This window comes from Salipiger sp. D13, from assembly GCF_003703915.1.
GTDB lineage: Bacteria > Pseudomonadota > Alphaproteobacteria > Rhodobacterales > Rhodobacteraceae > Salipiger > Salipiger profundus.
The window spans coordinates 157135-170934 of record NZ_ML112590.1; the positions used below are offsets into that span (position 1 = coordinate 157135).

9 protein-coding genes are annotated in these 13800 nt (G+C 66.1%); 4 read left to right on the forward strand and 5 right to left on the reverse strand.

Annotated elements, in window-relative coordinates:
• Window positions 1-301: 301 nt before the first annotated feature.
• The 4 genes from D6860_RS00730 to D6860_RS00745 form a co-directional block, all read right to left on the reverse strand.
• Window positions 302-2035 carry a sugar phosphorylase gene (locus tag D6860_RS00730; RefSeq protein ID WP_076624586.1) on the reverse strand — a complete coding sequence of 578 codons (1734 nt, stop codon included), beginning with the start codon at window positions 2033-2035 and terminating at the stop codon, window positions 302-304.
• Between the two features lie 209 nt (window positions 2036-2244).
• The gene (locus D6860_RS00735) at window positions 2245-3138 is read right to left on the reverse strand and encodes an endonuclease/exonuclease/phosphatase family protein (protein ID WP_076624585.1); all 894 of its coding nucleotides are present in this window, start codon (window positions 3136-3138) and stop codon (window positions 2245-2247) included.
• A gap of 18 nt (window positions 3139-3156) precedes the next feature.
• On the reverse strand, window positions 3157-6633 hold the full coding sequence (mfd, locus tag D6860_RS00740; RefSeq protein WP_076624584.1) for a transcription-repair coupling factor: 3477 nt from the start codon (window positions 6631-6633) through the stop codon (window positions 3157-3159).
• A 46-nt stretch (window positions 6634-6679) separates the two neighbouring features.
• Window positions 6680-7207: a hypothetical protein gene (locus D6860_RS00745; RefSeq protein ID WP_017466891.1), complete on the reverse strand. Its 528-nt coding sequence runs from the start codon at window positions 7205-7207 to the stop codon at window positions 6680-6682.
• A gap of 216 nt (window positions 7208-7423) precedes the next feature.
• Here D6860_RS00745 and thpD point away from each other — a divergent pair, with 216 nt between their 5' ends.
• From thpD to D6860_RS00760, 3 genes are all read left to right on the forward strand, one after another.
• Entirely contained in the window at window positions 7424-8371 is a 948-nt protein-coding gene (thpD, locus tag D6860_RS00750; RefSeq protein WP_017466890.1) for an ectoine hydroxylase, read from the forward strand.
• Window positions 8372-8481: 110 nt separating this feature from the next.
• The gene (gene hemB / locus D6860_RS00755) at window positions 8482-9480 is read left to right on the forward strand and encodes a porphobilinogen synthase (protein ID WP_017466889.1); all 999 of its coding nucleotides are present in this window, start codon (window positions 8482-8484) and stop codon (window positions 9478-9480) included.
• 122 nt (window positions 9481-9602) lie between these two features.
• Window positions 9603-10157, forward strand: coding sequence for a lipid-binding SYLF domain-containing protein (locus D6860_RS00760; protein ID WP_017466888.1), 555 nt, complete (start codon window positions 9603-9605; stop codon window positions 10155-10157).
• Window positions 10158-10486: 329 nt separating this feature from the next.
• On the opposite strand, the gene D6860_RS00765 is transcribed toward D6860_RS00760, so the two are convergent.
• Window positions 10487-10756 carry an usg protein gene (locus tag D6860_RS00765; protein WP_017466887.1) on the reverse strand — a complete coding sequence of 90 codons (270 nt, stop codon included), beginning with the start codon at window positions 10754-10756 and terminating at the stop codon, window positions 10487-10489.
• Between the two features lie 231 nt (window positions 10757-10987).
• Between D6860_RS00765 and gyrA the strand changes: the two genes are divergently transcribed.
• Window positions 10988-13699, forward strand: coding sequence for a DNA gyrase subunit A (gene gyrA, locus D6860_RS00770; RefSeq protein WP_229743221.1), 2712 nt, complete (start codon window positions 10988-10990; stop codon window positions 13697-13699).
• The last annotated feature ends 101 nt before the right edge of the window (window positions 13700-13800 follow it).

A 13800-nucleotide genomic window follows, 5' to 3' on the forward strand; every position in this document is an offset into this window, starting at 1 on the left:
ATTGTTTCCGTATGAGAACCACCCTGAGTGGTGACCTCCACCGGAAATCAAGGGAAATTACGACACTTCCGCCAGATGTCGCGTGGTCAATTGTCACGAATATGGAAACAAAAGTCGTGAATATCGCCGCGAGAAATATTTTAAGCGGCTGTTAAGAATTTTGGCCGAGGTTGTTCCTGCGTGGTGTTCAATTCCCGTAAAGCGGGTGGATTGATTAGGCCACCCACGAAAGGGAGGTAAATGGATCGCGAATCATTTGATACGAATAGGTATCTTCTAGATCCACGCGCATCGCCTTCAATCAGGCGCGGTTTGTGATCCACCGACACTGGTACGGCGCCATCTCGACGGGGCCGGCTTGGATCTCCTCACCGCTGAGCAGGTCCACCCAGGTTTCATCCGCGATCAGGTTCAGCTCGCCGTTCGGGATCTCGACGGTTTCGCCACTGACGTTGTGCAGGGTGAAGATCGACTGCGCCCGGTCCAGAGACTGCCGCCAGAGCCCGAAGATCCGCTGATCGAGGTTGAGCGTGAACTGCGTGGCGTTGGGATGGAAGCCGGGCTGCTCCGCCCGCAGCTTGAGGCGGTCCGAGAGCATCTTGAGCACCCGCGCATGAACGCTGTCGGGATCGGCAAGCTTTTCCTGCAGCTCGGGGTAATCCCAGCGGTGCCGGTTGATGGCGCGGTTCATGCCGCGCCGCTCGACCGCCTCGACATCGTTGGGCGTGGCAAGCATTGAATGGATATAGAACGCCGGGATGCCCTCGAGCGACATGGGGATCGTCTGCGAACACAGGAAGCGCTCGATGTGGAAGTCGTCGGCCCCGGCAAAGGTCCGGCCCGTCGCCTCGAAGTAGGTGCAGTTTAGCTCGTAGGGCGCCTCGCCCCCGCCGGGCAGCGACCGCATGGAGACCTTTCCGCCGATCTCGTGGATGGTGTCGATGATCTGGCCGATCTCCGGCGGCGGCAGCAGCCCCTCGGCGGGGCGCATCCCGATGCCGTCGTGGCTGGCGGTAAAGTTGAGGTAGGCACAACCAAGCGGCGCCGGCGGCATCGTGCGCTGCCAGTCGATCAGGTATTTCGCCGAGCCCGACATCATCGCATGCAGCACCAGCGGCGGCAGCGGGAAGTTGTAGACCACATGCGCCTCGTTGCGGTGGCCGAAGTAGCTGAGGTTCTCGGCCTTGGGCACGTTGGTCTCGGTCAGCAGGATGACCGTCTCGGTGGTGTAATCCATCAGCAGGCGCAGCAGCTGGATCACCGCGTGGGTCTGCGGCAGGTGGATGCAGGCGGTGCCGATCTCCTTCCAGAGGAAGGCCACGGCGTCGAGCCGGATGATGCGCACGCCCCGGTCGATGTGCAGCCGGATGATCCGCAGGATCTCGAGCAGCACATCGGGGTTGCGGTAGTCGAGGTCGATCTGGTCGTGGCTGAAGGTGCACCAGACATGGCGGGTGCCGTTGGCGGTCTCGACCTCCTGCAGAAGCGACGTGGTGCGCGGCCGCACCACCATCGACACGTCGTCCGACGGGTCGGCCTCGAAGAAGAACTTGTCGTAGGGCTTCTGGCCCTGCCGGTAGGCGTTGAACCACACGCCCTGGCTCGAGACGTGGTTCAGCACGAGATCCGACATCAGGTGGAATTCCGAGCCGATCCGCGTGATGTCCGACCATTCCCCGAGCTGCGGGTTCACCTTGCGGTAGTCGGTGACGGCGAAACCGTCGTCGGAGGTGAAGGGAAAGAACGGCAGGATGTGCACGCCGTTCACCACGCCCTTCATGTGGTTGACGAGAAAGTCATGCATCAGGTCGAGCGGCTTGTGATGGCCGTCGATCAGCGTGTCGCCGTAGGTGATGAGCACCGCGTCGTGCTGGGTCCAGAGGTTGTTGCCCGGCTTGCGCGGCTTCTTCCGACGGTGCGTGTCCTCCGGCCAGAAGGCATCGAGAACCTGCGACGTGAGGATATCCTCGTTGAGGTCGGGGTAGATGAAATGGAGCAGTTCGGACAATCTGGAGCTGAATGAGCGTTCGGTCATGGAAATGTCTGATCCCCTCGTCTGGTCTGGACCGCGCGGCGCAAAGGAACGGGCGTATCCCGGTCCGGGGCCGGTTGCGACATGACGACAGTTCCATCGGTTAAGACGTTCAAACCGCTTTCACAAGAAAAAAGCTCTTTTGCGCGGGCCCGGTAGCGCCAACCGGACCGTGGCGCGAAAAGCTGTGGCATCGGCGGCTCCGCTCACCGTCAGAGGCCCGGCAGATCGAGCACGAGCGCCGCGTGATCGCTGGCGTGTGGGCGGTGCAACCCGACGCGCTCGAGCCGGGCACCCTGCCCCGGCCCGGCCTCATGTCCAAGCCCCCGGCGCAGGATCTCGGGCACCGCCTCGGGGAAGCGCGCCGCCAGCGCCGGCGAGGCGATCATCCGGTCGGGCCGCTGGTGCCGGTCTCTGTGCGGGTCGTAATAAGTCCAGCGCGCGGCCTCGGGCAGGCGCAGGCCGAGATCCACGCCTGCTGCCTCGAGCGGCGCGATGGCCCGCTCTTCGCCTTGTTCCGGGTCGTTCAGGTCGCCGGCCACCAGCCAGAGCGCATCGGGCCCGCGCGGCAGCAGGCGGACCACCGCCTCGGCCTCGAGCCGGCGCAGCGCGCGGGCGCGCTCCGGGTCGGGGGCCGGTGCCTTGAAATGGACCACGAAGAGCGTGAGCGCGCCGAAGCGGAGCTCGAGACAATCGCGGCGAAAAATCGGCTGGTCGGGTGGCATCCCCTCGGGCCGGTCCAGCCCGAGATCGCGCGGTGTCAGCTGCGCGTGGCTCTGCGCCGCGTCCCACCGTCGCCGTGCCATCACCGCCACGTCGAGCCCGCGCCCATCGTTTCCCGGCAGGCAGAGACGGTGCGGGTAGACGCGGCCCAGCGGCGCGAGGCAGCGGTCGTGGAAGGCGTCGAGGCTTTCGGCGTCGAACACCTCCTGCAGCGCGACGATGTCGGCATCGGTCGCGGCGATCAACTGGGCGGTCAGTCGGCGATCGGCAGCGTCATGGGAGGGGCTCGCGGCCTCGTCGCGGTCACGCGCGCCGTGCAGGTGGCCGCCGCCCGTATCGGGCAGCAGCCGCAGGTTCTGCACGTTGAGCGAGGCGATCCGCATCCGCCCCCTTCCCGGCCCTCAGGCCTCCTTGCGGCGCTTCACGGTCCCGGCCCGCTCGGCGAGGTCGAGCGCGATGGCGAAGGCACCCTTGATCTTGTCGCTGTCCTTCTTCCAGTCGCGACGCACGACGATCTTGTTGTCCTTGATCTTCGCCAACCCGTTCTGCGCCTGGATGAAGGCCACAAGCCCCTCGGGCGAGGCGAACTTGTCGTTGTGGAACTGGATCGTCGCCCCCTTCGGCCCGCCGTCGAGCTTCGAGATGCCGGCCTTCTTGCACATCGCCTTGATGCGCACGACGAGCATCAGCGTGTTCACCTCCTTCGGCAGCTTGCCGAACCGGTCGATGAGTTCGGCGGCGAAGCCTTCGAGCTCGACCTTGGTCGACAACTCGCTGAGCCGCCGGTAGAGACCGAGCCGCACGTCAAGATCGGGCACGTAGTCCTCGGGGATCAGCACCGGCACGCCGAGATTGATCTGTGGCGCCCACTGGCCGTCGTCCTCGAGGATGCCCTCGGTCTCGCCCGACTTGATCTTGGCAATCGCCTCTTCCAGCATCGACTGGTAAAGCTCGTAGCCCACGTCGCGCATCTGGCCCGACTGTTCCTCGCCCAGCAGGTTGCCGGCGCCACGAATGTCGAGATCCTGGCTTGCCAGCGTGAAGCCCGCGCCGAGCGTGTCGAGCGAGCCCAGCACCCGCAGGCGCTTCTGCGCGGCGTCGGTGAGCTTCGCGCGCGGCTTCGTCGTCAGGTAGGCATAGGCCCGGGTCTTGGAGCGGCCGACGCGGCCGCGGATCTGGTAGAGCTGGCTCAGGCCGAACATGTCCGACCGGTGCACCACCATCGTGTTCGCGGTGGGAATATCGAGGCCCGACTCCACGATCGTCGTGGCCAGCAGCACGTCGAACTTGCCGTCGTAGAAGGCGTTCATCTTGTCGTCGAGCTCGCCCGCCGGCATCTGGCCATGCGCCACCACGAAGGAGACCTCGGGCACCTGCTCGCGCAGGAATTCCTCGATCTCGGGCAGGTCGGTGATGCGCGGCACCACGTAGAAGCTCTGTCCGCCACGGTAGTGCTCGCGCAGCAGCGCTTCGCGGATGGTGACCGCGTCGAACTCGGAGACATAGGTGCGGATCGACAGGCGGTCGACCGGCGGCGTGCCGATGATCGACAGGTCCCGTACGCCCGACAGCGACAGCTGCAGCGTCCTCGGGATCGGCGTCGCGGTCAGCGTAAGAACGTGGATGTCCGAGCGCAGCTGTTTCAGCCGTTCCTTGTGGCCGACGCCGAAATGCTGTTCTTCGTCGATGATCAGCAGCCCGAGGTTCTGGAACCGGATGTTCTTGGCCAGCAGCGCGTGGGTGCCGACGGCGATGTCGACGGTGCCTTTCGAGATGCCCTCGCGCGTCTTGGCGGCCTGCGACGAGGACACGAACCGCGACAGCGGCGCCACGTTGAGCGGGAAGCCCCGAAACCGTTCGGCAAAGCTCTTGTAGTGCTGCCGGGCAAGCAGGGTTGTCGGCGCGATGACCGCGACCTGCACCCCGGACATGGCCGCGACGAAGGCCGCGCGCATCGCGACCTCGGTCTTGCCGAAGCCCACGTCGCCGCAGATCAGCCGGTCCATCGGGTTGCCGCTGGTCATGTCCGACAGCGTGTCCTCGATGGCATGCAGCTGGTCGTCGGTCTCGGTGTAGGGGAACCGCGCGCAGAAGCTCTCCCACGCGCCGGGCGGCGGGTCGATGACCGGCGCCTTGCGCAGCGCGCGTTCGGCAGCGACGCGGATGAGCTTGTCCGCCATCTCGCGGATGCGCTCCTTGAGCTTCGCCTTCTTGGCCTGCCAGGCACCGCCACCCAGACGGTCGAGCAGCCCCTCGTCATGCCCGTAGCGCGACAGCAGCTCGATGTTCTCGACCGGCAGGTAGAGCCGCGCACCCTCGGCGTATTCCAGCAGCAGGCATTCATGCGCGGCGCCCGCGGCGGTGATGACCTCCATGCCGTGATAGCGCCCGATGCCGTGGTCGACGTGAACAACCAGATCGCCCGGGCTGAGCGACTGCGCCTCGGTCAGGAAGTTCTCGGCCTTGCGCTTTTTCTTGGGCGCGCGGATCAGCCGGTCGCCGAGCACGTCCTGCTCCGAGATCACCGTGATCCGCTGGCGGTTCTTCGGGTCGCCCCAGGGCGCCTCGAAGCCGGTTTCCAGCGCCCAGACCGCAAGGTGCAGGCCGCGCTTGCCGATGCGGGTGCCGTTCGCCACCGGGATCGCCTCGGCCAGCCCCTCGTCTTCGATCAGGCCGGTCAGTCGCTCGCGGGCGCCCTCGGACCACGACGCGATGAGCACCGGGCCGCCCTGCATCTTTGCCTTAACATGATCTGCCAAGGCGCCGAAAAGGCTCAGGCTTTCCTGTTGGCGCTCGGGCGCGAAGTTGCGCCCGATCCGGCCGCCCGCGTCGACGACGCCGGGCCCGCTGGCCTGCGCGAGCGGATGGAACTGCACCGCGCGCCGCCCGTCGAGCGCCGCCTCCCAGGCGGCGTCGTCAAGGTAGAGCTGGCCCGGCGGCACCGGCTTGTAGACGGAATCGAGCCGCCCCTTCTGGGTCATCGCGTGCCGGCGCGACTCGTATTGGTCCTCGATGCTCTCCCACCGCGCCAGCCGCGCGGGGGTAAGCTGGTCGTCCATCAGCACCGGCGCATCGGGCAGGTAATCGAACAGGGTCTCAAGCCGCTCGTGGAAGAACGGCAGCCAGTGCTCCATGCCCTGCTGCTTGCGCCCCGCGCTCACCGCCTCGTAGAGCGGGTCGTCCGAGGTGCCGGCGCCGAACTCGATGCGGTAGTTCTGGCGAAAGCGCGTAATGGCGGCCTCGTCGAGGATGACCTCGGAGACCGGCGCCAGTTCGACCACGTCGAGCTTCTCGGTGGTCCGCTGCGTGGCGGCATCGAACCGGCGCGCCCCGTCCAGCACGTCACCGAACAGGTCGAGTCGCACCGGCCCGCCCTCGCCCGGCGGAAAGACGTCGATGATGCCGCCCCGGATCGCGTAGTCGCCGGGCTCGGTCACCGTCGGCGCCTGGCTGAACCCCATCCGCACGAGGAAGGCCCGCAGCGCCGCCTCGTCGATGCGGTCACCGACGCGGGCGGAAAACGCCGCCTCGCGCAGGATGTCGCGGGCCGGGATGAACTGCATCGCCGCCGAAAGCGTCGTCAGCAGCACGAAGCGCTGCGGCATCCCGTGCACGAGCCCCGCCAGCGTCGCCATGCGCGCGGCCGAGATGTCGGGGTTCGGCGACACCCGGTCATAGGGCAGGCAGTCCCAGGCGGGAAAGCGCACCACGGGCATGTCGGGCGAGAAGAACGCCAGCGCATCGGCCATCGCCACCATGCGCTTGTCGTCGCGGGCGATGTGGATGACGGGACCGCCGGCCTTGTCGGCCTCGGCCAGGACGAGGCGCGCGTCGAACCCTTCGGGCGCGCCGCCCATGGTAATACGTGTCTGTGACATGGGAATGGGATTTGGCGCGCCGACACGCCGGCGTCAACCGCCCTCTTCAGCCGCCGAGCGCGGTGTAGGACATGTTCTGGTACATTCCCCACAGCGCGGTGACGAAGATCGAGACCATCCCGATCACCTGCGTCCAGAAGCGATGGCGCGAAAGGCGGGCGCACAGGTCCTCTCCGGCAAGCGCCTCGTTCCGGATGCGCGCTGCTGTGACCACGTTCATCCATGCCACCAGCGACATCGGGAAGGCCAGCAGGAACAGCGCCTGCGCGAGCTCCATGCCGTAGACGAACCCCGCGACCGCGAGGCCGCTCAGCAGCGCCGAGCCGAAGCCGACGATCCAGAGCCCCGCCTCCTCGGCGATGTAGAGGATCCGGGTCACGGTGATGCGCACCATGTCCTCGAGATCCCGGCCGGCCTGACCGCCGCTGCGGCGCGCCCGCGCCACCATGTCGAACGGCACGCCCAGCACCCAGTGACTGGCGGTGGACCAGACCACCGCGAGCGCGATCCAGAACCAGAGGTTCGAGAAGGACCGCATGTCGATGGTTTCCAGGACGATCTGATACCAGTCCACGCCGTGCCTCTTCCGTCGCTTGCGTTCCAGGCGTTCTAGACCGACCCGGTCCGATTGCCCAGAGCGCAAACCGCAACAATCCATCGCCGCTGTGGGCGACGCCGCACCAAGCTTGGCCGCTCAACCCCAAAGAGAAAATTTGGAACCTCCAACGACCGGGGGGACTTGTGGGAGTACAGCACAGCCTGTTTCCAAACAGCACAGCAAGGAGGCATCATGCCACTGGAATATGCACCCCGCGACACCCGAGACACCCTCGAGGCGGATGCGTACCCCACACGGACCCCCGAGCCGGAGCGCTGGATCGAGCGCGTCGACCCGGTGGTCTGGCAGGACTGGACCGAGAAGGCCCCGATCTCGCAGGCAGAGGCCGAGCGTTTCGACCGCGACGGTTTTCTGGTGCTCAAGGATCTCTTTTCGCCCGAAGAGGTCCGCGCGCTGGTTGATCGCGCAGCGGCGCTGCGGGCCGACGGTGATGCGCTCGCCGGCGAGGATGTGGTAACCGAACCGGGTTCGAACGAAGTGCGCACGATCTTCCGACTCGAGGCGCAGGACGAGATGATGTCGAAGCTCGCCCGCGACCGGCGGCTCGCAGGCATCGCACGCTTCCTGCTCGGCGACGAGGTCTACGTCCACCAGTCGCGCCTGAACTACAAGCCCGGCTTCACCGGCAAGGAATTCTACTGGCACTCCGATTTCGAGACATGGCACGCCGAAGACGGCATGCCGCGGATGCGCGCGCTCTCGGCCTCGCTGCTGCTCACCGACAACCGGGCCCACAACGGCGCACTGATGCTGATGCCCGGATCGCACAAGGTCTTCGTGAGCTGCCAGGGCGAGACGCCCGAGGACAACCACAAGAGCTCGCTGCAGAAGCAGGAAATCGGCACACCGTCGCCCGAAAGCCTCGCGGATCTCGCGAAGATGCATGGCATTGCCGACGCCGAGGGTCCGGCCGGGACGCTGTTCCTGTTCGACTGCAACACGATCCACGGCTCGAACGGCAACATCACGCCCGACCCCCGTTCGAACGCGTTCTTCGTCTACAACGCCGTTTCGAACCGCCTTCAGGCCCCGTTCGCGGCCAGCAAGAACCGCCCCGACTTCCTCGCCAACCTCGGCGATCCGGAGCCGCTCGAGCTGCACGAAGGCCGCTTCGACTGAAGCCCGGCGCGCCCCGCGACAGTCCGTCCCCGCCGCCGGGGGTGGACAACCTGCATGGCGCGGGTGCATGTCCCTCGGATCACCGCATCTTGTCAGCCAAGGATCCGGCCATGCACCCGACCCAAGCCGCCTTTCCCGCAACCCGCCTGCGCCGCCTGCGCAAGTCGCCCGCGATCCGGTCGCTGGTGACCCAGAACGTGCTCACGCCCGCCGATTTCATCTGGCCGGTCTTCGTGCGCGAGGGCGAAGGCATCGTGGAACCGGTGGCGTCGATGCCCGGCGTGAACCGGCTTTCGGTGGACAAGGTGGTCGACGCCGCCCGCGAGGCACACGCGCTGGGCATCCCGGCGATCTGCCTCTTCCCCTTCACGCCGGCGGAGAAGAAGACCGAAGATTGCGCCGAGGCGTGGAACCCTGACAACCTGTCGAACCGCGCCACCCGCGCCATCAAGGACGCGGTGCCGGACATCGCGGTGATGACCGACGTGGCCCTCGACCCCTACAACAGCAAGGGCCACGATGGCTTCGAGGCCAATGGCGAGATCGTCAACGACGAGACCGTCGAGGCGCTGGTGAAGCAGGCGCTGAGCCAGGCCCGCGCCGGCTGCGACATCATCGGCCCCTCCGACATGATGGACGGCCGCATCGGCGCGATCCGCCGCGAGCTCGAGCGCGAGGGCTTCCGCAACACCCTGCTGATGAGCTACTCGGCGAAATACGCCTCGGCCTTCTATGGCCCCTTCCGCGACGCCGTCGGCGCATCGGGCGCACTCAAGGGCGACAAGACCACCTACCAGATGCAGCCCGGCAACGCCGACGAGGCGATGCGCCTCGTGGCCCGCGACCTCTCCGAGGGCGCCGACATGGTGATGGTGAAACCCGGGATGCCCTATCTCGACATCTGTCGTCGCGCCAAGGACAGCTTCGGCGTGCCGGTCTTCGCCTACCAGGTCTCGGGCGAATACGCGATGCTCGCCGGCGCCTCCGAGCGCGGGTGGCTCGACGGAGACCGGGTCATGCTCGAGAGCCTCACCGCCTTCAAGCGCGCGGGCTGCGACGGCGTGCTGACCTACTTCGCCCCGGCGGCCGCCCGCCTGCTCAACGGCTAAGGCGGATTGCCGCGCACCGGCGCTTGACGCGTGACTTTGCTGCCACAGGAAGCTAAGCTCGCCGCAACCCGGCGGGACAGCCGGGGCGAGGCTTTGGCAAGGACAGGACACAGAGCAGACCCATGGACATCACCCGACGCAGCTTCACCTTCGGACTGGGGGCGACGGCCCTTCTCGCAGCCTGTGGCAACGGCATCGGCAGCCCCGGTGCCGCCACCATCGACGCCCGCGTGGATTCGACCCTGAGCCAGATGTATTCGCAATTTCCGGGCACGGTCGATCTCGGCAACAAGGCGACCGGCATGCTGGTCATGCCGCTGGTCACCGAAGCCGGCCTCGGTCTCGGCGGCGCCTACGGCCGCGGCGCGCTGCGCGTCGGCGGGGCTACGGTCGACTACTACTCGATGGTGCGCGGCTCCGGCGGCCTGCAGATCGGCGCGCAGCAATATGCCCATGTGCTGTTCTTCATGACCGACGAAGCGCTGATGAACTTCCGCCGCTCGCCGGGCTGGGCCGCCGCCGCCAACATCGAGTACGCCACGCCGGAAAAGGGCGAGACTCTCGCGGCAGAGACGACCACCTCGATGGCCCCCGTCATCGCGGTGATCTTCGGCCAGTCCGGCCTGCGCGTCGGCGCCACGCTCGAAGGCACGAAATACACCCGCATCATCCCCTGAGACCGGGCAGCACCTGGGGCAAGGGCGCAAGGGGGCTGTCTGCCCCCTCTTCGCGTTCCGCGAATTCACCCCCGAAGGGTATTTTCGAACCAGAGAAGAAACGGTTCGTTAACCTTAATGAGCCATAACCGGATCTGCGGTACAGGCGGAGGCGCCGATGACCGCAACCGGAGAAGCCCCTCGCCCCGCGCGGCGAGGGGTGGACCGGACCGCCTTCTCACGACACGCTTCTGATTTTCTCCGGTTCGAAAATACCCTCGGGGTGAATGCGGCGCAGCCGCAGAGGGGCAGAGCCCCTGAAGTCCCGACGCGCGCCGCAGGCAAGGTCATCAGTGATAGGTGATTTCGCCGACCACGTTGCGCCACTCCCCCGATGACAGCATCTTGCGATGCGTGTAGCGGATCGAATGCAGCGGCCCCTCGATCTCGTCCTGCCAGAACTCGATGAACCTGAAGAGCCTCGGGTGATCCGGTGCGAGATCGTACTCCTGCCAAACGAAGGTATTGAGGACGTTCCGATAATCCGGCATCCGGTAGAAGATCTCGGCGGTGGTGAGGCCATAGCCCTTGAGCATCAGTTCCGTCGGCGTTTCCTGCATCGCTTTACCTCGTCATGTTTCCATGTCAGGTAGCTTGCAGTGAGAAATTCATTCCATCAATGAAAACAGATTGTTAGCAGGCTCCAAGAGCGGCTGCCAGAAATGTCTGCCGCCCGCCATTGCGCCCCATATCCTGTCTCTGATATAAGCGATTTCAACAAGATATAGCATAAGAACGGACAGGCGAGCATCGTGACCGACACGCCGGAACCCCCTGAAAACGGTGAAGAAATGGGCGGACCCGAGCGCCCGAGCTACAGCGGCCCCGCCATCTCGATCATCGACGAGATGAAGTCGAGCTATCTCGATTACGCGATGAGCGTGATCGTGAGCCGCGCCATTCCCGACCTGCGCGACGGGTTGAAGCCGGTGCACCGGCGCATTCTCTACACGCTGTGGGAGAACGGGCAGACCAAGTCGAAGCCCTACCGCAAGTGCGCCACCGCGGTCGGCGACGTCATGGGCCGGTATCACCCCCACGGCGACTCGGCCGTCTACGACGCGCTGGTGCGGATGGCGCAGGACTTCTCCATGTCGCTGCCGCTGATCGACGGCCAGGGCAATTTCGGCTCGATGGACGGCGACCCGCCGGCCGCCTACCGGTACACCGAGTCTCGTCTCGAGCGAACCGCCGAAGCACTGCTCGAGGACATCGACAAGGACACCGTCGACTTCGTCCCGAACTACGCCAACGAGCGCAACGAGCCGCTGGTGCTGCCGGCGCGCTATCCCAACATCCTGGTGAACGGATCCGAGGGCATCGCCGTCGGCATGGCGACGCGCATCCCGCCGCACAACCTCGGCGAGGTCATCGACGCGACGCTGGCGCTCATCGAGGAGCCCGACCTCAGCTCCGAGCAGCTGATCGAGTATATCCCCGCCCCCGACTTCCCGACCGGCGGCGTGATCCTCGGACGGTCCGGCGCGCGCAAGGCCTATCTCGAAGGGCGCGGCTCGGTCATCATCCGGGCCAAGACCCGGATCGAGGAGATCAAGCGCGACCGTTACGCCATCGTCATCGACGAGATTCCCTACCAGGTGAACAAGTCGAACATGATCGAGAAGATCGCCGAGTCGGTGCGCGACAAGAAGATCGAGGGCATCAGCCACGTTCAGGACGAATCCGACCGCTCCGGCGTGCGCGTGGTGATCGAGCTCAAGCGCGACGCCACCGCCGAGGTCGTGCTGAACCAGCTCTACCGCTTCACGCCGATGCAGGTCAGCTTCGGCTGCAACATGCTGGCGCTGAACGGCGGCCGTCCCGAGCAGCTCACGCTGCGGGCATTCCTCACCGCCTTCGTCGACTTCCGCGAGGATGTCGTGGCCCGGCGCACCGCCTACCTGCTGCGCAAGGCGCGCGAACGCAGTCATATCCTGTGCGGTCTCGCCGTGGCGGTCAGCAACGTCGACGAGGTTGTCGCGACCATCCGCGCCTCGCAGGATGCCGCCGAGGCGCGCGAGAAGCTGATGACGCGGCGCTGGCCGGCGCATGACATCGCACCCTACATCCAGCTGATCGACGATCCTACCCACAAGATGAACGAGGACGGCACCTATAACCTGAGCGAAAGCCAGGCGCGGGCGATCCTCGAGCTGCGGCTGCAGCGCCTCACCCAGCTCGGCGTCAAGGAAGTCACCGACGAGCTCGAGGAGCTGGCGAAGAAGATCAAGGAATACCTCGAGATCCTCGGGTCGCGCGAGCGCATCATGGAGATCATCTCGAACGAGCTGACCGCCGTGCGCGACCAGTTCGCCGTGCCGCGCCGCACCGAGATCGCCGACTGGGCCGGCGACATGGACGACGAGGACCTGATCGAGCGCGAGGACATGGTCGTCACGGTCACCCAGTCCGGCTACATCAAGCGCACGCCGCTGGCCGAGTACCGGTCGCAGAAGCGTGGCGGCAAGGGGCTGTCGGGCGGCGGGCTGAAGGAAGACGACGTCGTCACCCAGCTCTTCGTGGCCAACACCCATACGCAGCTGCTGTTCTTCACCACCGAGGGCATGGTCTACAAGCTCAAGACCTGGCGGCTGCCGCAGGGGGGCCGGACCTCGAAGGGCAAGGCCATCGTCAACATCCTGCCGATCCCGCAGGGCGTGTCGGTGGCGGCGATCATGCCGGTCGACCGGGACGAGGCGGACTGGGACGATCTGCAGATCGTCTTCGCCACTTCCAAGGGCTCCGTGCGTCGCAACCGGCTGTCGGATTTCACCAGCGTGAAGCGCAACGGCAAGATCGCGATGAAGTTCGAGGGCGACGACGCGGCAACGCGCCTCATCAACGCGCGGATCTGCTCGGAAGAGGACGACATCATGCTCGTCACCAATTCCGGTCGCGCCATCCGCTTCCCTGTGCCGGACGTGCGTGTGTTCAATTCGCGCAATTCCACCGGTGTGCGCGGCGTGAAGCTGTCGAACGGCGACGAGGTCGTGTCGATGTCGGTCATCCGGCACTTCGAGGCCGAGTCGGATGAGCGCGCCTCCTACCTCAAGATGCGCCGCGCCATGGCGGGGCTCGCGGACGATGCAGAGACGACCCCGGACGAGGACGAGGGCAACGCCGACAGCCTGCTGCCACCCGAGCGCTACGCCGAGATGTCGGCTGCCGAAAACCTGATTCTCACGATCACCGCCAAGGGCCTGGGCAAGCTGTCTTCGAGCCACGACTACCCGATCCGCGGCCGCGGCGGCATGGGCGTCACGGCATGGGAAAAGACCATGCGCGGCGGCGAGATCGTGGCCTCCTTCCCGGTCGAGATGGAAGACCAGATCATGCTGGCCACCTCGACGGGCCAGTCGATCCGGGTTCCGGTCGACGGCATCTCCTTCCGCTCGCGCAGCGCCGGAGGGGTGAAGGTCTTCAACACCCGCGAGGGCGAGACCGTCGTCTCGGTCGCCTGGATCGCCGACCAGGGCGAGGACGAGGCGGACGGCGAGAGCTGAGTTCGCATCACGACAACGAACATGGAGATCCCGGCCGCTCATGCGGTCGGGATTTTTCTTTCCTCAGCAGGCAATACGCCCCTCACGCGCCGAGATTGCCC